A 23,981-nucleotide genomic window follows, 5' to 3' on the forward strand; every position below is an offset into this window, starting at 1 on the left:
CATTGGCAGAGCTGAAATAGAGGAAACCAACAGGTATCAACACAAGCGAGACGAAGCCAATTCGTATATACCAATGCTTACTCCATTTCATCATAGACAAAAATGCAGACCGGCTTAATCCATCGGGCGAAATATGGCCATCACCTTGGAGCTTTAACCCAGGAAACATACGCGCGGAAACCTGGACTAGCAGACCGGATAACCCTAAGTCAAGGAGGATATATCCGCTTAGCAAACTACCGAAGGCGTAGTACACGCCCTGCTCTTTGGAAGAGAGAAAATACGTTACTAGCAGGGCAGTTACCAAACCGGAAAACGCTTGCCAAATTTTCTGCAAAAGAACAATACGGGTAGAATCAGAATGGATCATTCTTTGTCACTAAGAGGCGGGCTGTAGGCAACTCTGATGTATGACCTGATCAGGTGTGGCAGTTCAGATTTAATGTGACAGCTACCGGTTTTCAGATTGATTTTTCAAAAAAGTAGCCAAAATATGAAATCAGCAGCAATGCGGGCTAGCGCCCATAACTGCTGCCGTGTGTTTCCCGGATATGGCGCAAGAAATTTTCTGAGGCCAGTTCCACCAGATCCAGCACGCGTTCGAAACCAGTGGCGTTTCCGTAGTAGGGATCGGGAACGTCGGTCACTTCCGGGTCAGGCACAAATTCCATAAACAAGCGCAGTTTGTGGGCGGCCTGCGGCGGGCAGACCTCGCGCAGATGACGCATATTGTCAGCGTCCATCGCCAAAATATAGTCAAAGTAGTCGAAATCCTCCGCGGCAACCCGCCGGGCACGCTGCGTGCTGAGATCCACACCCCGGCGGTAAGCGGCTTTCTGGGCCCGGGGATCCGGGGCGCTGCCCACGTGATAGGCATGGGTGCCGGCCGAATCGATCTCCACCATGTTGTGCATACCGGTCTGCTCAACCAGGCGTTGGAACACACCCGCTGCCGTGGGGGAGCGGCAGATGTTTCCCATACAGACAAACAACACTTTAAGCATCGGCTTCACTCCAAAACTAATCGGATTTGTTATTGTATTTGTCTTGTGCCGGATCACTGCCGGTGATTGCCTAATCCATCCAGCGATTTATACTTGAGTCCATGATCATACTGAATAATGACACGGTTCAAACTGAACAGTTACGACAACTCATCGGATCACAAGTGCGCTACCTGGGGCTGCGCTGGGAAATCATTGAAGTCCTTGAAGAAGACCCGGCGCTGGTGCTGAGCGACTGCGAGCACCATACGGTGATCCAGCCCGACCAACACGGTGAAGCGCACCGCCGGGTACCTTCCACGCTGACCGTCCCGCTGTTCAGCCGGGATGGTCATGACATCAACCCTGCCGTGCTGGACCTTGAGCTGCTCGAAACGGAATCCTGAACCCGGCGGCCGGCTTCCGGCCCTTACAGCAACGCCTCCATGCGCGCCAGGTCCGCTTCAGTGTCCACCCCCGGCGGGCTGGTGCTCACTGCCACATCAACGTAAATGCGCCGGCCATGCCACAGTGCACGCAGCTGTTCCAAATGCTCCAGGCACTCCGGCGGACAAGGCCCCCATTGCACATAGGCCGGCAAAAAACCCGCCCGGTAGGCGTACAGGCCGATGTGGCGGTAGTGTTCCGCTTCCGGCGGCAGCACTTCCGTGGTGACAGCAAAGGCCTCGCGGTCCCAAGGAATCACCGCGCGGCTGAAATACATGCCATAACCGGCCTGGTCCCGCACCACTTTCACCACATTTGGGTCAAATAATTCGGCCGTGGTGGTGATACGCTCGCACAGGGTGGCGATGCTGGCGTCCGGATGTTCAGCCAAACCCGCTGCCGTCTGGCGGATCAGCTCGGGCGGGATGCACGGTTCATCCCCCTGGACGTTCACCACGATGTCCTCCGGCGCAAACCCCCGCCGGGCCACCACTTCCGCCAGGCGCTCGGTGCCGCTTTGGTGCGTCGTGGCGGTCATGCAGACATCGGCGCCAAAGCCCTCGGCCACGTCCCGCACTTCATTGCTGTCGGTGGCCACAATCACTTCATCCGCACCGGCCGCCCGGGCCCGGCCGTAGACGTGTTCGATCAGGGGACGGCCTTTCAACAGGCGCAACGGCTTGCCCGGCAGACGGCGCGCACCAAAACGCGCCGGAATTACCACCCGGAATGGGCTCACGCCACCTCCTCATCGGGGGCGAGTTCCCGCGCCTCGTCTTCCAACATCACGGGAATATCGTCGCGGATAGGGTAGGCCAAGCGATCGGGTTTGCAAATCAATTCCTGCGCCGACTTGTTGTACACCAAGGGCCCTTTGCAAATGGGGCACACCAAGATATCCAGCAATCTTTTGTCCATTGATGTTCGTCCTGTTTGTTGGAGGCCTCTGTCACCCCGGATCGCGCTGCGCGCCCGGTGCGCCACGCCGGGCAGCGCCTGCCCGGGCGGATAGAATACCCCGGTTTATGAGCAGCGTTTCCAGCCGGGCGAGCGTGGCAGCGTCCAATTCGGCGTCCAGGGGCCGATACCACCAATCCGCCCGGGCGAAGCGACGGCATTTTACCGCATCCTTTTCCGTCATCAGCACGGGCAAATCATCGCCAAAGGCAAGATCGGCCGCCTCAAACCGGTGATGGTCGGGAAACGCATGCCCGTGCACCCGGCAACCCAGGGCTTGCACGGCGGCAAAAAACCGTTCGGGACAGCCGATACCGGCAACGACGTGCGCCGCCCTGCCCTGCCAGGTCTTCGGTGCCTGGCGGCGGCTGGGATCGGCAAGGTTGATCCACTCTCCGCCATGCAGGCGCATACCGGGCTCCCTGCCCCCTGGCTCGCGATTTATCACGAGATCCACCGAAGCGAGGCGCGTCGGCGGCTCGCGCAGCGGGCCGGCGGGCAGGCAACGGCCCCGGCCCTGCCCCCGCGCCACGTCCACCACGGCAATTTCCAGGTCGCGCGCCAAAGCGTAGTGCTGCAGGCCGTCGTCGGCGACAAGCACATCGCAGTCGTGCCGGGCCAGCAAATGACGGCCTGCCGCCACCCGGTCCGGGGCAACCACCACCGGCGCCCCCGTGCGCCGAGCGATCAAGACCGGCTCATCACCCACCGCATAGGGGTCACTGTCCGGGCCGACGTCGCGCGGCTCGCGCCGGGACTGTCCCCCGTACCCCCGGCTGACCACGCCGGGCCGCAGTCCACGCTGCCGCAAATACGCCACCAGGTAGAGCACCAAAGGTGTTTTGCCCGTGCCGCCCACGCTGATGTTGCCAACCACGATAACGGGCACGGGCAGACGCGTGGCTTTTAACCAGCCCTTGCGATAGGCCTCGCGGCGGGCGGCGGCGAGCGCGCAGTACAGATGCCCCACGGGCGCAAGCAGGGGCGCCGCCCAGTGTTTGCCGTACCACATGCGTTCGAGTACGGCGCCCATCTACGAAGCGGTGACAAGCGGTCCGGCAGCCGGGGCGGCCTCGTGGAACTGCAAATGGTGCAAGCTGGCGTAGATCCCATCTTTGTCCAGCAATTCCCGGTGGGTGCCCAGCTCGACAATGCGGCCCCGCTCCATCACGGCGATGCGGTCCGCCTGCTCGATGGTGGACAGGCGGTGGGCGATGACCAGCGTGGTGCGGTGGCGCATCACCTCCGCCAGGGCCGACTGAATGCGCCGCTCGGACTCGGTATCCAGCGCCGAGGTGGCTTCATCGAGAATCAATACCGGCGCGTCCTTGAGCAAGGCGCGGGCGATGGCAAGACGCTGACGCTGACCGCCGGAGAGCAGCACGCCCCGGTCCCCCACCCGGCTTTGCAGACCGTCGGGCAGGCGCTCGATGAATTCCATGGCGTGGGCGGCTTCGGCGGCGTGAATGATATCCGCCTCACTCGCACCACCCAGGGCGCCGTAGGCGATGTTGCGGGCGACGGTGTCGTTGAACAGGACCACTTCCTGCCCCACCCAGGAGATCTGGGCGCGCAGATCCTTGAGACGCAACGCGCGCACGTCCACGCCGTCCAGCAGCACACTGCCCCGGGTGGGATCGTAAAAACGCGGCAGCAGGCTGAGCAGGGTGGACTTGCCACTGCCGGAGCGGCCCACGAACGCGACGCACTCGCCCGGCTGAATCTCCAGATCGATGTCGCTCAGCACCTCGCCTTTGCTGCACTCGTAGTGGAAACCGAGCTGGCGAAAGCTCACCGCTCCCCGGGCGCGGCCCATGCGCACTTGGCCGCGGTCCTGCTCAGGTGCGCTGTCCAGCAGGGTAAACACACTGTGCGCCGCGGCGATGCCCCGCTGCAAGGCGGCATTCACAGTGGTCAGCCGTTTCATGGGCGGCAGCATCATCATCATGGCTACCACAAAGGACATAAAGGCGCCCACAGTGATGGACTCCAGCATGGCAGGCCGGGTCGCCACATAAATGATCCCTGCCAAGGCCACTGCGGCAACCAACTGGATCACATGCATACTGACTTGAGAAACAGTTGTTAACTTCATGTTTTGTTTGCGATTATGCTCATTGGCTTCGCTGAAGTGCACCGTCTCCGTCTCCTGCCCCTCAAACGTTTTGATGAGGCGCTGACCGGCAATGGCCTCTTCTGCCACGCGCGTCACTTCGCCCATGGAATCTTGAATGCGCCGACCCACCTCGCGAAAGCGCTTGTTCACCCGCCCCACGGCCACGGCAACGGGCGGCCCGGCCACCAGGAACAACAAGGTCAGTTTCCAGTTGAGATAAGCCATCCAGGCCAGCAGGCCGAAGAGGGTGATCGTGTCCCGAATGACCACCGTCACCGCCTGGGTGGCGGCCTGGGCCACCTGCTCCACGTCGAAGTTGAATTTGGAGATGAGCTGCCCCGAGGCGTTGCGGTCGTAAAATGAGGCAGGCAAATGCAGCAACTGGTGGAACATTTCGCGCCGCAGATCGCGGATGACGTTGCGGCCCACCCAGGTCATGCAATAGGACGAGAGGAAACCCGCCACCCCGCGCACCAGAAACAAGCCGATGATGAGCAACGGGATCAGGGTAATGATGTCCGGGTCCCGGTCGACGAAGCTGCCATCCAGCATGGGTTTCATGAGGGCGGCAAAACCCGGCTCGGTGAGGGCGTAGAAAACCATCCCCACCACGGCCACTGCAAAGCCCTGCCAGTAGTGGGTGGAATAGCCGAGCAGCCGGCGGTACACCGCCGCCGCGGCGATATTGTCCCCGGCAGTGCTCATTGGGAGGCCTTGTCTGCCGACTGCCGGGTGGCAATGGACAAGCGCACAAACCCCAGTTGCCGGGCGGCGTCCATGGCGGTCACCACCGCCTGATGGGGGGTTTGGGCGTCTGCGCTCAGAATCAGCGGCGGGTCTTTGCGATCGCCCGCCGCCTGGCGCAGCGCCCGTTTCAAGGTGTCGCTCTGGGTATTGATTACTTTCTGATTGTCCACGTAAAACCGCCCGGCTTTGTCAATGACAACAACGATGGGCGCCTTGTCTGCGGCGCGCTGCTGTTCCGCAGCCTGGGGCAGGTCAATCCGGATCTCCGAACGCCGCTGAAACGTGGTGGACACCATGAAAAAAATCAACAGCAGAAACACCACATCGATCAGCGGCGTGAGATTGACGTTGGGCTCCTCCCGGCGGAACTTGCGCAGGTTCACGACAGGCTCTCCTCCCCCGCCTCCCGTTCCCCGTGGAGAATCTCCACCATTTTCAACGCTTCCTGCTCCATGGTGGCCACCAGCTCGTCCACCCGGCGCTGATAATGGCGGTAGAACATCAAGGCAGGAATGGCCACGGTCAGGCCGGCGGCAGTGGTGATCAAGGCCTCGGAAATGCCCCCGGCCAGATCCGTGGGACTGCCCACGCCCTGAGTGGTGATCACCGTAAACACCTTGATCATACCCAGCACCGTGCCCAGCAGACCCAACAGCGGCGTGACGGAAGCAATGGTGCCCAGGCTGTTGAGATAACGTTCCAACTCCAGCACCACGTGGCGGCCGGCTTCTTCAATGCTTTCCTTCATCACCTCCCGGCTGTGGTGCCGGTTCACCAGCCCGGCGGCCAGCACCCGGCCCAATGGCGAACCCGCCCGCAAATCGGTGATACGGGCCGCATCCAGCTGCCCCGAACGCGCCCACTGCCAGATCTGACTGACCAGATGGCGCGGACATATCCGCTGGGTACGAAGTGCCCAGGCGCGCTCAACGATAATCGCCAGCGCCGCCACCGAGCACAGTAAAATGGGCACCATCACCCAGCCGCCGGCTTGGACCAGTTCCCACACCTTAGGTCTTTTGCTCCTGCACAAAAGTGGAAAAACCACACTGAAGCGGGGCATGATACTTAATTTTGGTAGGAACAGACAGGCGCATTTTCGGGCACTCGCCACTCCCCTCACACAGGTCGTTCAGCCATGCCTGTCACCCTAGTGTTCAACAAACCCCACAACGCCCTCTGCCCGTTCACTGATGCCGACGGTCGAAACGCGCTGGCCGGCTACATTCCCGTCACCGGCGCCTGTGCCACCAGGCACCTGGGGCAACAGCAGCCGGGCGAACGGCTGGAAACCGGCATACCCCTGGACAATGATAAAACCCGCTGAATCCTTTATAATTTTCCGATGGTCTGGACACCCCGTGTTACCGTGGCGGCCGTGCTCGAATCCGGCGGCCGTTTTTTTGTTGGTGTAGGAACGCTGCGCCGAACGGCTGGTCTACAAGCAGCCCCCCGGGCATCTGGAGGAAGACGAAAGCCTGCTCGCCGCCGTGTAGCGGGAGATGCTTTTCTTAAACGGTGAACGACGGTGAATACGATGAAGCCGGGCCCCGTGGTGGTCGGCATGTCCGGCGGGGTGGACTCCTCCGTCAGCGCCCTGCTGCTCAAACAACAAGGTTACGCGGTGCGGGGCCTGTTCATGAAAAACTGGGAGCAGGAAGACCCCGCCGAGCCCTGCACTGCAGCGGTGGATGCGAAAGACGCGCTGGACGTGTGCGAACGCCTCGGCATCGAGCTGGAAGCGGTGAATTTCAGCCGGGAGTACATGGACCGGGTGTTCCGGTATTTTCTGGAGGAATACCGGCGCGGCCGCACGCCCAACCCCGACATTCTGTGCAACAAGGAAATCAAGTTCAAAGCTTTTCTTGACCACGCCTTGGCGCTCGGGGCGGAGGGCATCGCCACCGGCCATTACGCCCGTGTGGACGAGCGGGACGGCCGCTTCCGTTTGTTGTGCGGCCGGGATGCCGGGAAAGATCAGAGCTATTTCCTTTATACCCTGACCCAGGCCCAACTGGGCCGCACCCGCTTTCCCGTCGGCGAACTGCATAAAACCGAGGTGCGCCGCCTGGCCGCTGACGCCGGCCTGGCCAACGCCAACAAGAAAGACAGCACCGGCATTTGCTTCATCGGCGAACGGGATTTCCAGCGTTTTCTCTCCCGCTACCTGCCCACCGAGGAAGGCGACATACGCACCCCCGCAGGCGAGGTGCTCGGCCGCCATCGCGGGCTGATGTATTACACTTTGGGCCAGCGCCGGGGCCTGGGCATCGGTGGCCGCCGCAACGCCGGCGACCAACCCTGGTACGTGGTGGACAAATGCCTGCGCGAGAACGTGCTGGTGGTGGCCCAGGGGCACCACCACGCTGCCCTGTTGAGTTCTGCGCTGCACACAAGCACACCTCACTGGATCGCCGGCCAACCGCCCTGCTTTCCGCTGCGTTGCAAGGCCAAAACCCGCTATCGGCAAACGGCCAGGGCCTGCACGGTCAGGCCCGAAGGTGAGATCCTGAAAGTGGTCTTTGACGAGCCCCAGTGGGCCATCACTCCGGGGCAGTCCGTGGTGTTTTATCAGGGTGAGGAATGCCTGGGCGGCGCTGTCATCGACAGTTATGAGCGGCACGCCAGTTTGGCAGGCGGGTGAAAAACAAGCTGCGGGGCGGGGCTGCCCCGCGCGCAAACCGATCGCGCGAGCGATTGAGTTTATTTATTGACCCGGCCATTTTAATCGCCGGATTGAAACCACAAACAAAGTGAACGACCTTGTCCATGAATGAACTGACCGATCGTGTGCTGGCCCTGGCCGGCGTGTTTCAGGCTGCCGGCCTGGTGCAGGAGGTGGCCCACCGGGGCCGCGTGGACGAACAGGCCTTCGAGGCCAGTTTGCGCAGTATCCTGGCCGTGGATGCGGACAACGCCGCGGCAGTCTACGGTGGCATCCAGGGGCTGCGCTACGGCTTGGAACGGCTGCGCGATGAACTGGCGGGGGAAAAGGACAAACGCAGTCCGGAATTGCTGAAGTATGTTGTCACCGTCTTGCACCTGGAACGCAAGCTCAGCGCCCAGCCGGAGCTGCTGCGAAAAATACGCACCGGCATTGCCAAGGCCCAGGCACAAAGCGAGCACTTCCCTCTCACGCATGACAACATCGTCGCCGGCCTGGCGGACACCTACCTGGATACCGTGAGCACGCTGTCGCCCCGCGTCATGGTGAGCGGTGAACAAGGCTATCTGGCCAATCCCGACGTGGCCAACCGGGTGCGTGCCTTGTTGCTGGCCGCCATCCGTTCGGCGGTGCTGTGGCACCAGCGCGGCGGCCGGCGCCTGCAGGTCTTGTTTGGGCGCCGCAAAATGCTGGACGAAACGGAACGGCTACTGGCCGCCAGTGCCGACTCACCGACGCCGCCCCAATAGAAGGAGCCTGCCATGGACCTGTCTTCCCTGACTGCCCTCTCCCCCATCGACGGCCGCTACGGCGCCAAAACCGCCGACATGCGCCCCATTTTCAGCGAATACGGCCTGATGCGCCACCGGGTCAACGTGGAAATCCGCTGGCTGCAAACCCTGGCCGAACATCCGGACATTCCGGAAGTGCCCCCGCTCAGCGCCCATGCAAACCACATCCTGGATGCCATTGTGGCAAATTTCGACCTGGACGATGCCCAGCGCATCAAAAACATCGAGTCCACCACCAACCACGACGTCAAGGCGGTGGAATACTATCTCAAGGAAAAAATCGCCGGCAACGCCGAGTTGGAGGCGGTCAGCGAATTTATTCATTTCGCCTGCACCTCGGAAGACATCAACAACCTGGCCTACGGTTGCATGTTGCGGGAGGCCCGCGCCCAAATCGTGCTGCCGCAGATGAGTGATCTCATCGACGCCGTGACCCGCCTGGCCCATGACCACGCCGGGGTGGCCATGCTGTCGCGCACCCACGGGCAAAGCGCCTCTCCCACCACCCTGGGCAAGGAGATGGCCAACTTCGCCTACCGCCTGCGGCGCCAACGGGCACAGCTGGCAGCCGTGCCCCTGCTCGGCAAAATCAACGGCGCCGTGGGCAACTACAACGCCCACATCGCCGCTTACCCCGAAGTGGACTGGGCCCGCCTGGCCGAAGGCTTCGTCACCGGCCTGGGCCTGGAATGGAATCCCTACACCACCCAGATCGAACCCCACGACTACATGGCGGAATACTTCCACGCTGTCGCACGCTTCAACACCGTGCTGCTGGACTTCAGCCGCGACGTGTGGGGCTATATTGCCTTGGGTTATTTCCGCCAGCGGGTGCTCAGCAACGAGGTGGGCTCGTCCACCATGCCCCACAAGGTCAATCCCATCGACTTTGAAAACGCCGAAGGCAACCTGGGCATCGCCAATGCACTGTTCGAACACCTGGCCGCCAAGCTGCCGGTGTCGCGCTGGCAGCGCGACCTCAGCGATTCCACCGTGCTGCGCAATCTTGGTGTGGGCATCGCCCATTCCAGCATCGCTTACGGCTCGGCACTCAAGGGCATCGCCAAATTGCAGGCCGACACCACCCGCATCGCCATGGATCTGGACAAGGCCTGGGAAGTGATGGCGGAAGCCGTGCAAACCGTGATGCGCCGCTACGGCATAGAAGAACCTTACGAAAAGCTCAAGGCACTGACCCGCGGCCAGGACGTCACCCGCGAGCTGCTGCACACCTTTGTTCTGAGCCTGAGCATACCAGAGTCCGAAAAAACACGCCTGCTGGCACTCGCGCCGAACAGCTACACCGGAACCGCAGCCCGGCAGGCACGGAATTTATAAATCCGTATTTTTCAACGCGCCAGTGCTGGCCACCGTAAGGGGCTGCTCTATCACCAGGCGGTTGAAAGGCCGCACCAGCTCGGTCACATAGCGCTGCACGCCTTCTACATAAGCGAAGTGTTGCGGCCGGCGCACTTTGCGCGACGCCCTGAGGCCGATGTTATAGGCCACCAGCGCCGCTTCGTCGCTGTGGGTTTTTTTTCGCAGGATTTTCAAAAAGGCCGATCCCACGCGAATGTTGAATTCATCGTCACTGAGCAAGCGCGCAATGAGCAACTCATCGGCAGGGAAACGCCCCAGCTCCGGATGATGCCGCAGCACATCGCGGGCAGCGCTCACTTTGACTTGCATCACACCGTAGGAACGCTTGCCCACCCGGGCCGTCATGTGTCCGATGCGTCCCAGCAAACCGGCGATGGTTTCCTGCATCAACACCGCCTGCACCAACTCGGCATGCCTGGCATCGCCGTCCTCGCGACCCATCCGGTATGCCAGCTTGAGCAGGTATTCCTGCTCGGAGGTGAGGTAGGCCTTACCCAGCGGATTCCAAAAAGAGTGGCGCTCGGGAGGTACGACATCGCCGATGGAGTTGTTGAGGCTGGCCAGCCACGTTTTATCCAGGACAGGCCGGGAAACCGGGGCCGGCAGCGCCCGTTCGGAAGCTTCTTTCAAAGCGCAAAACGCGCTCACATTGAAGCCCGACTCCACCGGCAGGGGTTGGGTCACTGCGACCATGATGCCCGTCAACACCATGGGCGCCATAAACAGAAATGCGGGAGCCAGAAAAGACCGCCCGGATCCGGACGCAGACTTGCCAGATTGATTGGTCGCCACCTCACTACCTCTTCGAAAAAGAACCGTCACTCACACAGGTTGTTTTCAAAATACAAAACCTACCCCGCACCGGCATTTCCACACCGATGCTGCGTCCCTCTTTAAGCGGTAGTTGCTTCCCCGAACGACTTCGGCCCAGACTATGATCACGCAGCAGCAAACCCGCGCCGCCAACGCAAATCCCTATGCCAAAGTCGGAAAATTATATTTTAGCAATTTTAATGCCTGATTGTTGAAATTATTTCTCAACAACGACTTAGAATGAAGTTATAGACCGCCCCGGTTTGAAAAACAAAGGCTTGTCAAAAAAACCAACATATTCCCCCTCACCGCCGGGCGGGCCGCGGTTCCAGACCCAGGTTCCCGATGACCCCAACGGCCAGCCCCTGCCTTTGGCAGGAACAAAGTCTAGCCGACCCGCCGCGACCCTGAGGAGGCACCGTCTGAGCTGTTTGCAATGTTTAACGGTTACTCCGGCTGGAGGATGACAACCGGTCCTGCCGCGCCCGCAGGAGGTAATACAAAGTGGGCACGACCACCAGGGTCAACAAAGTGGAGACCAACACCCCAAAAATCAAGGACACCGCCAAACCGCTGAAGATAGGATCATCGAGAATGAACAACGCGCCCAGCATGGCGGCCAAAGCGGTCAGGGCGATGGGCTTGGCGCGCACAGCGCCCGAGCGGATGACGGCCTCTTCCAGGGCCGTACCCTTGTCGATTTCTTCGTTGATGAAATCCACCAGCAAGATGGAGTTACGCACGATGATGCCGGCCAGGGCGATCATGCCAATCATGGAGGTGGCGGTGAAGGTGGCGCCCAGCAAGGCATGGCCGGGCATGACGCCGATAAGGGTGAGGGGAATGGGCGCCATGATGATCAGCGGCACCACATAGGAACGAAACTGCGCCACCACCAACAGATAAATCAGCACCAGGCCCACGGAATAGGCCAGGCCCATGTCACGAAAAGTCTCATAGGTGACCTGCCATTCGCCGTCCCATTTGAGCGCGTAAGGATAGGGGTCATCAGGCTGGGCGATCAGGGATTGCGACAGCGGCTCGCCAGCGAACAAGGCTTGCCCGCTGAACTGGCCGAAGAGGTCGAACATGCCGTACAGGGGGCTGTCGGTCGCACCCGCCACATTGCCGGTGACAAAGACCACCGGCAGCAGGTCCTTGTGATAGATGCTCTGTTCCCGCGCTGACCGGGTCAAGCTCAGCAGCTCGGACAAGGGCACCAACCCGCCGTTGCCGGCACGTACTTTCAAGTTGGTCAAAAACGTGAGATCGGCCTTGTCGGCCACGGTGGCCTCCAGGCGCACCGGTACAGGGTATTTCACATGGGCACTGTGCAGATGGGTGACGTCCTCCCCCTGCAGGGCCGTGGCCACGGCCTGAATGATGGTCTGCTGGTTCACGCCCAGCAGGGCCGCTTTGTGCCGGTCCACGTGCAGGATGAAGCGCGGGGCGTGGGCCTCCACGCTGTCGTCCACGTCCACCACGTCCGCGGTGCGCTCGAATAATTCGCGCACCTGCCGGGCGATGCGGATCTGGCCGTCGTAGTCGACGCCGTAGATCTCCGCCACCAACGGCGCCTGCACCGGTGGCCCCGGCGGCACCTCGACAATTTTGACGTTGGCGCCAAAACGGGCGCCGATCTCTTGCAGCGGGGCACGCAAGGCCAGGGCGATGTCGTGGCTCTTGCGGTCACGTTCCGACTTGGCCACCAGGTTCACCTGGAGCTCACCCACGGCCGCGCCCCGGCGCAAATAGTATTGCCGCACCAGGCCGTTGAAATTAATGGGCGCCGCCGTACCCGCATAGGCCTGATAGTCGGTCACTTCCGGCACGGTGGCGATGTGAGCGCCCAGGGCCGCCAGCACCCGGGCGGTCTGTTCCACGCTGCCCCCTTCCGGCATGTCCACCACCACTTGCAGCTCCGACTTGTTGTCGAAGGGCAGCATTTTCAGCACCACAAGCTTGAAATACGCCAGACTCACTGCGCCGCCGATCAACACCAACGTGATGCCCAGCAGGGCAAAGCGGCGGGCACGGGCGCCCTTTTGGTTCAAAAACGGCCCCAGCACCCGGCGGAAAAGCCGCTCCAGCCTGCCCTGCGCCGGCGGCGGGTGGTTTGCGGTGCCGCCACTGGCGGCCCCGGCCCGCCGCCGATAGACCAGGCAGGTCAACCACGGCGTCAGCACGAAGGCCACGACCAGGGAAATCAACATGCCCATGCTGGCATTGATGGGTATAGGGCTCATGTAAGGCCCCATGAGGCCGGTGACAAAGGCCATGGGGAGCAGCGCCGCGATGACGGTGAAGGTGGCTAGAATGGTGGGCCCGCCCACTTCGTCCACCGCCAGGGGGATGGCCTCGGCCAAGCGCTTGCCGCCCCTTTGCCTGTGGCGGTGAATGTTTTCCACCACCACGATAGCGTCGTCCACCAGAATGCCGATGGAAAAAATCAGCGCGAACAGGGACACCCGGTTGATAGTAAACCCCCAGGCCCAGGAGGCGAACAGGGTGATGGTCAGGGTCACCACCACCGCCGTGCCGACGATGAAGGCCTCCCGCCAGCCCAGGGCCAGCGCCACCAACACCACCACCGACACCGTGGCAAACACCAGTTTGGTGATGAGCGTCCTGGCCTTGGCGTCGGCGGTCTCGCCGTAGTTGCGGGTGACGGTCATGTGCACCCCATCAGGCACCACGGTACCGCGCAAGCTTTCAAAACGATCGATCACCTGGCGGGCGATGTGGACGGCGTTTCCCCCCGGTTTTTTGGCCACAGCGAGCGTCACCGCCGGAAACTCGCCCGGCGCTGCAATACCTTTGCGGCCGGCGGCGGGACCGGTGCCCAGCCACACGTAGCGCTCGACCTGATCCGGCCCGCGCCGCACCTCGGCCACGTCGCGCAAATACACCGGCGCGCCGTCGTGCACCCCCACCACCAGACCACCCATCTCCTCCGGTGTGCTGAGCAGCTCACCGGCCCGAACCTGGATTTCCCGGTTGCCGGCCACCAGGCTGCCCGCATCAGCGGCGTGGTTGGCAGTGCGGAGCGCCCGGCGCAAATCCTCCAGGACAATGCCGTAACCCGCCATGCGGGCAGCGTCCAGCAGCACGTGCACCACCTGGTCGGCGCCGCCGATGGTGTAGACATCCCGGGTGCCCGGCACGCGCTTGAGTTCCACTTCCACCGCGTGGGCCACCTGCTGCAGCTCAAAGGCGCCACGACTCTCATCATCAGTCCACAGGGTCAGGGCGACAATGGGCACATCGTCGATGCCCATGGGCTTGACAATAGGCTGCCCCACGCCCAGGTTCGGCGGCAGCCAGTCCTGGTGGGAAAACACGGCATTGTGCAGCCGCACGATGGCCTCCTGGCGGGGCACACCCACTTCGAATTGCACCGTGAGTACGGCCCGGCCCGGGTGGGACACAGAATAAACATGCTCCACCCCTTTGAGTTCGGAAAACACCTGCTCGGCGGGAGTGCTGATCAGTTCCGCCACTTCCGCGGCGCTGGCGCCGGGAAAGGCCACGAAGACGTTGGCGAAGGTGACGTCAATCTGGGGCTCTTCCTCCCGGGGCGTGACCAGCACGGCAAACAAGCCCATGAGCACGCCCGTGAGCGCCAGCAAAGGCGTGACGTGAGCGTGGAGAAATTTGGCGGCAACGGCGCCGGCCAGGCCCAGCCTCGGGTCCATGGACTTACTCCCCCGCGCCGGCGCGCTGCTCCCGCAACACCTTGCCCGCCAGCAGCGGGTCGAGAACCACCTGCTCGCCTTCCGCCAAACCTGCCAGGATGACGGTCTGCCCGTCCAACGCACGGCCGGCGCGCACCTGGCGCAGGCCCACCCGTCCGGCCGCATCCAGCACGTACACTGCCGTCACCTCGCTGCGCTGCACCAGCGCCTTGGACGGCACCACCAGACTGACTCGCTCACCGGTTTCGAAGAGCGCTTTGACAAAACTGCCCGGATACACCCCCGCCACATTCTTGGGCAGGCGCAAGCGCACCCGGAAGCTGTGGCTGGGAGTGTCGGCGTAGGGAAACACGGTCAGGCCCGTGGCCGCCAGTGTCCGCCCGTCGGGCAGGCGCACCCAGGCCCGACCCCGCTGCCGGACAGCCTCCACCAGGGACTGGGGTACGCGGCTGGTCACCCGCAACTCCTCCAGGGACAGCCCCGTCATCAGGGCCTGGCCCACCCCCACCGTCTCCCCCTCTTCCACATGGCGGGCCACCACGATGCCGCTGTAGGGGGCGCGGATCACGGTGTGAGTCAATTGCTCCCGGGCGCCGGCCAGACCGGCCCGGGCGGCTTTCAGCCGCGCCCGGGCGCTCTCCAGAGCCGCCTGGGTCCGGTCCAGTTCGGACTTGGCCACCAGCTTTTTCCGATGCAGATCCTGTATCCGGGCGAACTCCAGCTCCGCCTCCCGCAAAGCCGCGCCCGCCTCCTCCACCACCGCGCTGGCCTGGCGCACGCGGGCCCGCTGTTCAGTATCGCGGAAGCGGACAATCACCGCGCCTTTTTCCACCACGTCGTCCACGTCGAACAGCACGTCTTGCACCCGGCCGACGATTTCCGCCGCCACCGTGGATTGTTTGACCGCCTCCACCACACCATCCAGCTCGTGGCGCTGGGCCGCGCTGACATACTCCGCGGTGGCCGTCTTCAGCTCGCCGGCCACGGCCGGCAGGCCACAGCCGCCCCACAACAAACAGAGGGTCAGCGGCCATTTTCTCCAGAGTCGGATCACTGCACTATGCTCCGTTTTTCACTATTAACCCGGCAATCAAACAGGTCGTGCTGACCTGTTTGATTGCCGCCCGCGAAATACGGGCGCCATTGTGCGAAATGGCTGGTATTTCGCAGGCTCGCATTGACTTGCGCCAATGGCGGCACCTCCCTGTGCCGCCCGCCAAATCCGTCCGCCGTCTGGCGACATGGCGGGGAGTCCGCGGGCTCCCAGTGGCTGGCGCCTGTGGCGGCACCTCCCGGTGCCGCGCCATCAAGCGGACAATTTCAATTGCCGGCCTGGCATAACAAAGCTATATATTCAAATAATCATCGAAATATTGAATACGAACTCGTCGTACCCCCACCCATCGCCAATTAGGGATTTTCTTAAGCCGGCCACGGTCATATAACTCCGTGTCCACACTCAGACAAGCAAATGTTACGTTCGACTTACCGGCGCAAGACAGGCATATTGTTGTGGGCGCAAGGCCCAGGCCGTTGAAATGCCCCGCGTGGCCGCCATCTTCAGCGCCAGGGGGCCAGGACATCGCGGCCTCACAAGGCTGACAGCAAGTACAAGTATAGGAAGTTCACTGGCAACCCGGCCCGCCGGCCATCGAAACCACGTCATTCCCAACCAGGCAGCCATCAGGCCATCCCTTGCCATGCAGCGCGTAATGAATCTATTCCTGACGGTGACTCTGCTGGCATCCAGTTCTTTCCCAAGGGCTGATGCAGGCATCACCCTGCCGGACATGGGTGAAAGCAGCGACCGCCTGCTGTCCAGCTACGAAGAACAGCGCCTGGGGCAGGAATTCATGCGCAGCGTCCGCCACCAGGCAACGCTGGTGGACGACCCCTTCGTGGAAGAATACGTGCAGAGCCTGGGCTACCGCCTGGTGGCGGCGGCGGACACCCGGCGCCTGTTCAATTTCTTTGTGGTGGACAAGCGCACCATCAACGCTTTCGCCGGCCCGGGCGGCTATATCGGGGTGCATGCCGGCTTGCTGCTGGCCGCTGAGAATGAAAGCGAAGTGGCCGCCGTGCTGGCCCACGAAATCGCCCATGTCACCCAGCGTCACCTGCTGCGCACCTTTGACCAGGCGCAACGCATGACCCTGCCGGCGGCCGCCGCGCTGATCGCCGCCCTCATCCTGGCTTCCAGCAGCGGCCAGGGCGGCCAGGCCGCCATCGCCGCCACGCTCGCCTCCACGGAGCAAAACCTCATCAATTTCACCCGCCAAAACGAAAAAGAGGCGGACCGCGTGGGCATGCAAATCCTCGCCGGCGCGGACTTCGACCCGCGCAGCATGCCCGCTTTTTTCGAAAAGCTCAGCCGCCAGGACCGCTTCGCCGGCAGCGGGACGCCGGAAATGCTGCGCACCCACCCGGTCACCACCTCACGTATTTCGGACACCCGCAACCGGGCGGAACAGTACGCGCCCCTCCACACCCGTCCCGGAAACAGCAGTTTTTTATTGATCCAGGCCCGCTTGAGAGTGCGAGCCGCGGCCGATCCGGCAACTGCCGTCAAATACTTCGCCGACGCCCTGGAAAAGGCCTACAACGGTGAGCAATACCATGCCGCGCGCTACGGCTACGCCCTGGCATTGTCCGCCGCGGGACACCCCAGGCAGGCACGCAGGCAAATCCAGAGCCTGCTCCGCGATGCGCCGGACAATATCCATTTCATCGCCGCCCGGGCCGAGATCGAAACACAGGCGGGCCATCTGAGCCAGGCCCTGCAATACTATGCCAAGGCAATGAAACTCTTTCCCCGCAACTTCCCCCTGACCGTCGCCTACGCCAAAGCCCTGATCAGCGCCGACCAGGCGGTGGACGCCCGCCGCCTGTTGCAAGACTTCTTGCGCTACCGGGAACCCAAACCCCTGCTGTACAAGCTCCTGGCCCAGGCGGACCGCGAGGCGGGTCAGGCCGGCGATTCCTATCAGGCCCTGGCCGAGCACGCCTACCTGAACGGCAGCACCATGATGGCCATTTCCTATCTCAAGCAGGCCCTGGAGCTGACCGACCCCACCGATTTCTACCGCCGTTCCCGCATCCAGGCCCGCCTGGGTGAACTCAAACAGGAAGCCGCCTTGGAAATGGAAAGCAAATGAACATCGCCAACCTCATCACTGCCGGGCGCTTCGTCTTGGTGTTCGTGCTGGTCGGCATGGTTTACGACGCCCCCCCGCCCTGGCAACTGGCCAACCCCGTCTTGCTCACCATTATCATCGCCCTCGACGGGCTGGACGGTTATATCGCCCGCAAGCGGGGCGAAAGCTCCCTGTTCGGGTCGGTGTTCGACATCGCCGTGGACCGGGTGGTGGAAAATGTGCTGTGGATCGTGCTGGCTGATCTGGACCTGATTCCTGTATGGGTGGCCCTGGTGTTCATCACCCGCAGCCTCCTGGTGGATTCGGTGCGCTGTCACGGCGCCGCCCGCGGTCAGAACGCTTTTGCCATGCTGCGTACGCCCTTGGCCCGCTTCCTGGTCGCCGGCCGATTCATGCGCGGTTTCTACGGCTTCGTCAAAGCCGCCGCCTTTGCGTGGATACTGTTGTTGCAGCCCTGGCCCGCCGTCTTTCCCAGCCTCTGGTCGGCGTGGTCCGGCCCCATGACCTTGACCGGTGAAATACTGGTTTATCTTGCTGTCGCCGTTTGTCTGATCCGCGGTGTGCCGGTGTTGCTGGAGTTCGTCGTAAATGAAGGTTTGAAACGGCCGCCCCAACACATGGGAGAACCACGCTGATGGCCCTGGTTCTGCTGGATGTCGACGGCACGTTGTTGCCGGGGAGCAGCTCCGAGTCCGCCTTCATCAGCCATCTTGCCCACAGCGGGCGGCTGGGGCCGCGTCAGGCCATGGCGGGCCTGGGCTTTTTCTGCCGCTGGTGGCCACGTTACGGCCGCCAGGTAGGGCGGAAAAACAAGGCTTATCTCACCGGCCTTGAGGTGCAAAAGGTCGCCCGCTGGGCCGCGCAGTTTGTCAAGGAGGAACTGCTCCATCGCGTGCGGCCGGTGATGCATCAACGCCTCTCCGACCACTACGACAAGGGGGACTTCGTGATCCTGCTCTCAGGGACACCGGACTTCATCGCCACCCCCCTGGCGCGCGGCATCGGGGCCCACGGCTGGTGTGGAACACGCATGCGCACGCACCATGGCCGTTTCCTGGCACATCCGCCCCTGCGCCATCCCTTTGGCAGGGAAAAGCTCATCCTGGCGCACTCGCTGTGCCGGCGCTATGGCGCGCGTCTCAGCGAGTGCGTGGCCTACGGTGATTCCCACTACGATGCCGCACTGCTCGAACAGGTGGGCGAAGCCGTGGCTGTATATCCTGACAAGAAGCTGGAACAGCAGGCCCTGGCAGCGCGCTGGGAAATCATCGGTGCATCAACAGGCAACGTACTGAATTTTATTGAGCGCCGTTTTCAACCACCTGGCGGGCATGGATAAAGCGGTGGTGGGGAACGTGGAGCAAAGCGGCGACTTTTCTCACCAGATGCTCTTCGTGATGGCTCTTGTGACCGTCGGCAAAGGCCACGCGCCATAGCATTTCAATGATGCGCTCCTTCTGCCCGGCAGAAAAATTCTTGTCCACCAGTTCCGTAAAAGGGTAAAGCGATACTGCGCGATCGGCTTCCTCCCCGGCCAGGGCGACTACAGACTCGGCCTCATTCCTGTCCAACTGGAAAAAGTCCTGCAACGCATCCCGAGCCGCCTTGTCTTCATCTGCCGTGGTACGAAAATCCGCCCGCGTCATTTCCACCAGCAAGGCCGCCGTGGCGAGCTTGAGCGCCCGATCACTGTCGGCGCCTGGGCCCGCTTTCACGCGGGCCAGGACCTGCTCCTGAAAAAAACGCTGGAAACGGTTGCTCACTTAAATTCCCGCCCACGCGAACACGCTCCAAGTCACCTCACAACAACAAGCCGTCATTGGCCACTGGCCACATTCACGCTGCGAATGAGCTGCACGATGTCCTGGTAACCGTTCTTGGCCGCCTCGTCCTGGGCGGTCTGCCCGTTCCGGTTGCGCAGCTTGACGTCGGCACCGGCTCTCAGCAGGGCTTCCACCACCTTGGCGTGACCGCCCACGGCGGCGAACATCAAAGGCGTCATGCCGGCCCCCCCGCTGACATCAATGGTACCGGGCAAAACTTCGTCCCCTTCCCGGGCATTGACATCGGCGCCCTTTTTCACCAGGGCCTCCACCATGGGCAGCCGGCCGGTTTTGGCCGCTTCCATCAAAGGTGTCAGGCCGGCCTGGGATTTGATATCCGGGTCAGCGTGATGATCCAGAAGCAAACGCACCACTTTTTGGTGACCACGTTCCACCGCCCAGTACAAGGCCACTTTTCCGGCCATACCGCGCACATCCGGATCCGCCCCGGCTTCGAGCAGGGCCTGCACCGCCGCCTCGTGCCCCCCTTGGGCGGCTTTGATCAGCGGAGTATTGCGTTGCACGTCTTTGAGCCCCACCAGGGTCCGCCCCAAAAACTCATGACTGCTTTGCGTCCCTTCATTGGGATCCACATTCTTGGCCAGCAGCAAAGCGATGATATCCGCATCTCCGCGCTCGGCCGCCACGGACAGGGGTGAATCGTCGTGCAAATTTTTCAAACTGGGATTGGCGCCCTGCGCAAGAAGATAGGCGGCAATGTCGGCGTGACCGCCACGGGCGGCAAGGATCAAGGCCGTATCGCCAATGGAGGCGGCACGCGCCAGGGGCTGGACCCCCAGGGACAACCTGGCCCCGGTCCAGGTCCAGGCGCGAAAGCCCGTGGGTACCCGGTCGATGCGGGCGCGAGCCTCCACCAAAGCCTTGACCGCATCCAGACTGCCCCCATACACCGCCGCCATCAGCGGTCCGACGCCGGCACGGTTCACCGCGTTGGGATCGGCGCCCAGGGTGAGGGACTCCCGTACTTTTCGGGCATCGCCGTTGCTCGCCGCGAGTATCAGCGCGTCGTTCAAACCCAGACCGCTGTAGGTCAGGACCTGCTTGGCGCCGTGTTCCTCCAGGGCCGAGGCCAAATCAACATGGCCCCGGTCCAGGGCCAGGGACAGCGCTGACCGGCCCTTGGTGTCACGGATGTCGGGGTCGGCGCCGTTTTCCAATAGCGTGTTGACGATTTGCAGCCAGTCACGGGCGGACACCAAATCGGCCACATGGTCAGCCGCGTACATCAGCGGCGTATACCCGCCATTGGGGCGGTTGGCGCGCAAATTGTTTTGCACATTGGGGTCTGCTCCGGCGGCCAGGAGGGCTTTGACAGCATCGAGGTGACCATAACGCACCGCGTCAAACAGGGCGGTCTCTCCCTGTTGGTCTTTGATGTTGACCTCAGCCCCGGCTTCGACCAGGCGTTTGATCACCGCAATATCGCCGCGGGCGGCGGCAGCCATGAGCGCGGTACGGCCGTCGTTGCGTTGGGCGTTGGGATTGGCACCGGCCTTGAGCAAGGTGTCGACAATGGCGGCATGCCCCCCGTTGGCCGCTGAAATCAGCGCGGTGTTACCAAGAAAATCAGATTCGTCTACGGGAAACTTGCGATCAAGATAGTATTTGATGCTGTCGGCCTGGCCGAAGCGGGCGGCCTTGACAAAACCCTCGATGTCTTCGGCCTTGAACACAACGGGAGGCGGGGCGGCGGCCTCCTGGCCGGCGCCGGCAGCCGGCTCTTCGGCCGCCGGCGCCACCTCGGCGGCGGCGATGTCGGCCTCCGGCTCTGCCGCACTTTCGGGTGCGCTGACCTGCGCGGAATCCGCCTCCGCCGCGCCCTCCGCAGCGGGAGGCGGCCCCCCGACACACCCCGCCAGCAACAACAGTGAAAACACCAAAACAGCCAGTGAGCCGGGCGCGAAATGCCGGCCCGATTCTCCGCAGCGCGCAGCCGAGTGAGCCATGTTATTTTCCCCCAAATTCCGAATCCCGCCGATGTATTGTGCGTGCCTGCAACCGCGGGGAAGGTCTCACTGGTGACGTGATGGTTTTGCCCGTCACCCCCTCCCGGCACTGCCTTACCATTACAGCACCGCAGCCCATTGTTCTTCCATGCGGGCCATGCGCCATCGACTTTAAACCAAGGTGCACTATAACACTAAAGATTGGAAATGGCAGTGCTTCAGGAGGGTTGGGGCGGCGAGACAGACCGCCGCCACACACTCCCCCCGGCACAGGCGCGGTCGAGGAAGTCAAGATAGCGATCGTGGGCGGCCAATTCGGCCTCAGTGGGCACCACCACGCGCAGAGGGCGACGATCAGCGGGCAAGCGCCGCACGACTTCCCCCCCCTGGCCCGGATGCCGGCTGTGCTCCAAGGTCAAGGTGGCCTGGCCCCCGGTCATGGCCAGATAGACATCGGCGAGAATTTCTGCGTCCAGCAGCGCACCGTGCAGGGTGCGCTGGGTGTTGTCGATACCGTAACGCTTGCACAAGGCATCAAGATTGTTGCGCTGGCCCGGGTGGAGCTGACGGGCAAGGGCCAGGGTGTCAGTGACGCTGCAGTAGTCCTCTATACGGCCGGGCTCCACACCGGCCATTTTCATTTCGTGGTTGAGAAAACCGATATCAAAGGGCGCATTGTGGATGATGAGTTCGGCCCCTTTGATGTAGTCCAGAAACTCGTGCACCACATCTTTGAAACGGGGTTTGTCGGCAAGGAAGTCGTTGGTGATGCCATGGACCTCCATGGCTCCCGGGTCAATCTCCCGGTCGGGCTGTAGATAGTGGTGAAAACGCCGCTCAGTGATACGGCGGCTCACCAGTTCCACTCCGCCGATTTCGATCACGCGGTGTCCGGCGGCAGGCTCCAGCCCGGTGGTTTCCGTGTCCAAGACAATCTGGCGCATGGCTTATTCCCTGAGTTCGTCGATGGCGCGGTTGGCCAAGGCATCAGCCCGCTCATTTTCCGGATGACCGGCGTGGCCCTTCACCCAGTGCCAGTCAATCTCATGGCGCGCGGCGGCGGCATCCAGGCGCTGCCATAACTCTTTGTTTTTAACCGGCTTCTTAGAAGCGGTCTGCCAGTTTCGACGCTTCCAGACCGGCATCCACTCGGTGATGCCTTTTTTGACATACTGCGAGTCGGTGGTCAACGCCACCCGGCAGGGCCGCTTGAGGGCTTCCAGGGCGGCGATGGCGGCCATCAGTTCCATACGGTTGTTGGTGGTGTCCGTTTCTCCGCCATACAATTCCTTCTCGGTGTCGCCACAGCGCAATACCGCCCCCCAGCCTCCGGGCCCGGGGTTTCCCCTGCAGGCACCGTCGGTAAAAATCTCTACGCTTTTCAACTCACCGGCTTCCGCTGGTCTCAATGGCATCGGCCACCACCGGGGCGCTGCGCCAGCGGGGTTTGATCGGCGTCAGCGTGGCGACACGCTTTTTGGCCACAACAATGTTCACCCCGGCAAACATGGGCCACCAGCGGCGGCCTGCCCGTTCCATGAATTGAAGCCGCTGCATCAGCCGCTCCTGCTCCAGGGGCGGACGAAAGGCGACGGGGCGCACCAGTTCAATGTCAAAACCGAGCAAACGAAACCAGTCCTTCAAGCGGTTCAATCCCAAATAGTGGCCACACCAGGGGGGCCGCGCCTGGCGCTTTCTCAAGCGGCGTTTGAGGGCCCAAAGGCTCCAGGGGTTGAATGCCACGATGATCACATGCCCCTCGGGAATCAGGATCCGGTCAACTTCCCGCAACACCTCGTGGGGATCGGGTTCAAATTCCAGAGTGTGATGCAGCAGCACCAGGTCTATGCAGTCCGTCATGACCGGCAGGGCGTCAGGCTCGCCCAAGGCGCCCGGACCCGCGCTGACCTGGCCCGGGCCCAGGAGCGCGGCGTCCAGCACCATGCGCTGACGAATCCGGCTCTTCGCCAACAGGTCCGCATCCGCCGCCACACCGATTTGCAGCGCATAGTAGCCAAACAAGGTGTCGAGGACAGCATCCAGGACAAGCCGTTCATCCCCAAGCAGGCTCAGACCCAGGGGCGTCTTGAACCACTGGCGAAGCGCCTCCCGCTGGGCGATGACATGGCTACGCTCGTAATCCATACCGGTTTTCGTTGTTGGTCCGGCCCCACGGTGCTGGACCGGGGGCGCACGGCAGCTTTTCAGTATAGAAGGATTTGACCTGGGCCGTCGCCCCTGTCAGCATGCGGACCATGTTGACGGTCCATCCCCTCCCCGCTTTTGATGATAATTACATCTGGTTAGTGGAACAGCAGGGACAGGCGGTAGTGGTAGACCCCGGGCAGGCGCCACAGGTTTCAGGTTTTTTGGCTGACCACGGCTTGACGCTGGCGGCCGCCCTGGTGACCCACCGTCATTCCGACCACACCGGCGGTGTGG

Annotated in this window: 24 protein-coding genes and 1 pseudogene; 10 read left to right on the plus strand and 15 right to left on the minus strand. The window is 62.4% G+C overall.

Features of this window, described 5'->3' with window-relative positions; translation table 11 throughout:
- Positions 1 to 515: 515 nt before the first annotated feature.
- The gene (locus tag ENJ19_12000) at positions 516 to 1,004 is read right to left on the minus strand and encodes a low molecular weight phosphotyrosine protein phosphatase (protein ID HHM06443.1); all 489 of its coding nucleotides are present in this window, start codon (positions 1,002 to 1,004) and stop codon (positions 516 to 518) included.
- Between the two features lie 101 nt (positions 1,005 to 1,105).
- Between ENJ19_12000 and ENJ19_12005 the strand changes: the two genes are divergently transcribed.
- Positions 1,106 to 1,390: a hypothetical protein gene (locus ENJ19_12005; protein ID HHM06444.1), complete on the plus strand. Its 285-nt coding sequence runs from the start codon at positions 1,106 to 1,108 to the stop codon at positions 1,388 to 1,390.
- A gap of 23 nt (positions 1,391 to 1,413) precedes the next feature.
- Here the strand turns inward: ENJ19_12005 and ENJ19_12010 are convergent, their stop codons facing one another.
- Genes ENJ19_12010 through ENJ19_12035 form a run of 6 tightly spaced genes read right to left on the minus strand, consistent with a single transcriptional unit; the run spans position 1,414 to position 6,313 of the window.
- Positions 1,414 to 2,169, minus strand: a complete 756-nt coding sequence (locus tag ENJ19_12010) for a 3-deoxy-manno-octulosonate cytidylyltransferase (GenBank protein HHM06445.1) — start codon at positions 2,167 to 2,169, stop codon at positions 1,414 to 1,416.
- The gene (locus tag ENJ19_12015; protein HHM06446.1) at positions 2,166 to 2,348 is read right to left on the minus strand and encodes a Trm112 family protein; all 183 of its coding nucleotides are present in this window, start codon (positions 2,346 to 2,348) and stop codon (positions 2,166 to 2,168) included. The genes ENJ19_12010 and ENJ19_12015 overlap by 4 nt, the downstream gene beginning before the upstream one ends.
- 31 nt (positions 2,349 to 2,379) lie before the next feature.
- Positions 2,380 to 3,399 carry a tetraacyldisaccharide 4'-kinase gene (locus tag ENJ19_12020; GenBank protein ID HHM06447.1) on the minus strand — a complete coding sequence of 340 codons (1,020 nt, stop codon included), beginning with the start codon at positions 3,397 to 3,399 and terminating at the stop codon, positions 2,380 to 2,382.
- Between the two features lie 21 nt (positions 3,400 to 3,420).
- The gene (gene msbA / locus ENJ19_12025) at positions 3,421 to 5,208 is read right to left on the minus strand and encodes a lipid A export permease/ATP-binding protein MsbA (GenBank protein ID HHM06448.1); all 1,788 of its coding nucleotides are present in this window, start codon (positions 5,206 to 5,208) and stop codon (positions 3,421 to 3,423) included.
- On the minus strand, positions 5,205 to 5,633 hold the full coding sequence (locus tag ENJ19_12030) for a biopolymer transporter ExbD (GenBank protein HHM06449.1): 429 nt from the start codon (positions 5,631 to 5,633) through the stop codon (positions 5,205 to 5,207). Before ENJ19_12030 ends, msbA begins: the two co-directional genes overlap by 4 nt.
- Positions 5,630 to 6,313 (minus strand): MotA/TolQ/ExbB proton channel family protein, encoded by a 684-nt coding sequence (locus ENJ19_12035; protein HHM06450.1) that lies wholly within the window; start codon positions 6,311 to 6,313, stop codon positions 5,630 to 5,632. Before ENJ19_12035 ends, ENJ19_12030 begins: the two co-directional genes overlap by 4 nt.
- 75 nt (positions 6,314 to 6,388) lie before the next feature.
- On the opposite strand from ENJ19_12035, the gene ENJ19_12040 reads away from it, so the two are divergent.
- From ENJ19_12040 to ENJ19_12060, 5 genes and pseudogenes are all read left to right on the plus strand, one after another.
- On the plus strand, positions 6,389 to 6,577 hold the full coding sequence (locus tag ENJ19_12040; protein HHM06451.1) for a hypothetical protein: 189 nt from the start codon (positions 6,389 to 6,391) through the stop codon (positions 6,575 to 6,577).
- An 18-nt stretch (positions 6,578 to 6,595) separates the two neighbouring features.
- Positions 6,596 to 6,743: pseudogene (locus ENJ19_12045) on the plus strand (NUDIX hydrolase).
- A gap of 44 nt (positions 6,744 to 6,787) precedes the next feature.
- Positions 6,788 to 7,894: a tRNA 2-thiouridine(34) synthase MnmA gene (gene mnmA / locus ENJ19_12050; protein ID HHM06452.1), complete on the plus strand. Its 1,107-nt coding sequence runs from the start codon at positions 6,788 to 6,790 to the stop codon at positions 7,892 to 7,894.
- A 119-nt stretch (positions 7,895 to 8,013) separates the two neighbouring features.
- A complete protein-coding gene (gene hflD, locus ENJ19_12055) occupies positions 8,014 to 8,664 on the plus strand; it encodes a lysogenization regulator HflD (GenBank protein ID HHM06453.1) in 651 nt (216 codons plus the stop codon).
- Positions 8,665 to 8,676: 12 nt separating this feature from the next.
- Entirely contained in the window at positions 8,677 to 10,044 is a 1,368-nt protein-coding gene (locus tag ENJ19_12060) for an adenylosuccinate lyase (GenBank protein HHM06454.1), read from the plus strand.
- On the opposite strand, the gene ENJ19_12065 is transcribed toward ENJ19_12060, so the two are convergent.
- The 3 genes from ENJ19_12065 to ENJ19_12075 all read right to left on the minus strand — a co-directional run bounded on the left by ENJ19_12065 (position 10,039) and on the right by ENJ19_12075 (position 15,648).
- Complete coding sequence (locus ENJ19_12065) at positions 10,039 to 10,806, minus strand: lytic transglycosylase domain-containing protein (protein ID HHM06455.1); 768 nt, start codon at positions 10,804 to 10,806, stop codon at positions 10,039 to 10,041. The two genes, ENJ19_12060 and ENJ19_12065, sit on opposite strands and share 6 nt — an antisense overlap.
- 533 nt (positions 10,807 to 11,339) lie before the next feature.
- Positions 11,340 to 14,594, minus strand: coding sequence for an efflux RND transporter permease subunit (locus ENJ19_12070; GenBank protein ID HHM06456.1), 3,255 nt, complete (start codon positions 14,592 to 14,594; stop codon positions 11,340 to 11,342).
- Between the two features lie 4 nt (positions 14,595 to 14,598).
- Entirely contained in the window at positions 14,599 to 15,648 is a 1,050-nt protein-coding gene (locus ENJ19_12075; protein HHM06457.1) for an efflux RND transporter periplasmic adaptor subunit, read from the minus strand.
- 484 nt (positions 15,649 to 16,132) lie between these two features.
- Between ENJ19_12075 and ENJ19_12080 the strand changes: the two genes are divergently transcribed.
- The 3 genes from ENJ19_12080 to ENJ19_12090 are packed head-to-tail and all read left to right on the plus strand — an operon-like array spanning position 16,133 to position 19,088.
- Positions 16,133 to 17,749, plus strand: coding sequence for a M48 family peptidase (locus ENJ19_12080; GenBank protein HHM06458.1), 1,617 nt, complete (start codon positions 16,133 to 16,135; stop codon positions 17,747 to 17,749).
- Positions 17,746 to 18,384, plus strand: a complete 639-nt coding sequence (locus tag ENJ19_12085; GenBank protein HHM06459.1) for a CDP-alcohol phosphatidyltransferase family protein — start codon at positions 17,746 to 17,748, stop codon at positions 18,382 to 18,384. The genes ENJ19_12080 and ENJ19_12085 overlap by 4 nt, the downstream gene beginning before the upstream one ends.
- Positions 18,384 to 19,088: a hypothetical protein gene (locus ENJ19_12090; protein ID HHM06460.1), complete on the plus strand. Its 705-nt coding sequence runs from the start codon at positions 18,384 to 18,386 to the stop codon at positions 19,086 to 19,088. The genes ENJ19_12085 and ENJ19_12090 overlap by 1 nt, the downstream gene beginning before the upstream one ends.
- Here the strand turns inward: ENJ19_12090 and ENJ19_12095 are convergent.
- From ENJ19_12095 to ENJ19_12115, 5 genes are all read right to left on the minus strand, one after another.
- The gene (locus ENJ19_12095; GenBank protein HHM06461.1) at positions 19,048 to 19,512 is read right to left on the minus strand and encodes a TerB family tellurite resistance protein; all 465 of its coding nucleotides are present in this window, start codon (positions 19,510 to 19,512) and stop codon (positions 19,048 to 19,050) included. The genes ENJ19_12090 and ENJ19_12095 overlap by 41 nt on opposite strands.
- 53 nt (positions 19,513 to 19,565) lie before the next feature.
- A complete protein-coding gene (locus ENJ19_12100) occupies positions 19,566 to 21,539 on the minus strand; it encodes an ankyrin repeat domain-containing protein (protein ID HHM06462.1) in 1,974 nt (657 codons plus the stop codon).
- 218 nt (positions 21,540 to 21,757) lie between these two features.
- The gene (locus ENJ19_12105) at positions 21,758 to 22,483 is read right to left on the minus strand and encodes a DNA polymerase III subunit epsilon (GenBank protein HHM06463.1); all 726 of its coding nucleotides are present in this window, start codon (positions 22,481 to 22,483) and stop codon (positions 21,758 to 21,760) included.
- 3 nt (positions 22,484 to 22,486) lie between these two features.
- Positions 22,487 to 22,924: a ribonuclease HI gene (locus tag ENJ19_12110; GenBank protein HHM06464.1), complete on the minus strand. Its 438-nt coding sequence runs from the start codon at positions 22,922 to 22,924 to the stop codon at positions 22,487 to 22,489.
- Position 22,925: 1 nt separating this feature from the next.
- Positions 22,926 to 23,684 carry a methyltransferase domain-containing protein gene (locus ENJ19_12115; GenBank protein ID HHM06465.1) on the minus strand — a complete coding sequence of 253 codons (759 nt, stop codon included), beginning with the start codon at positions 23,682 to 23,684 and terminating at the stop codon, positions 22,926 to 22,928.
- Between the two features lie 110 nt (positions 23,685 to 23,794).
- Between ENJ19_12115 and ENJ19_12120 the strand changes: the two genes are divergently transcribed.
- A partial coding sequence (locus tag ENJ19_12120) for an MBL fold metallo-hydrolase (protein ID HHM06466.1) occupies positions 23,795 to 23,981 on the plus strand: 187 nt, incomplete at its 3' end.

This window comes from Gammaproteobacteria bacterium, from assembly GCA_011375345.1.
Taxonomy (GTDB): domain Bacteria; phylum Pseudomonadota; class Gammaproteobacteria; order DRLM01; family DRLM01; genus DRLM01.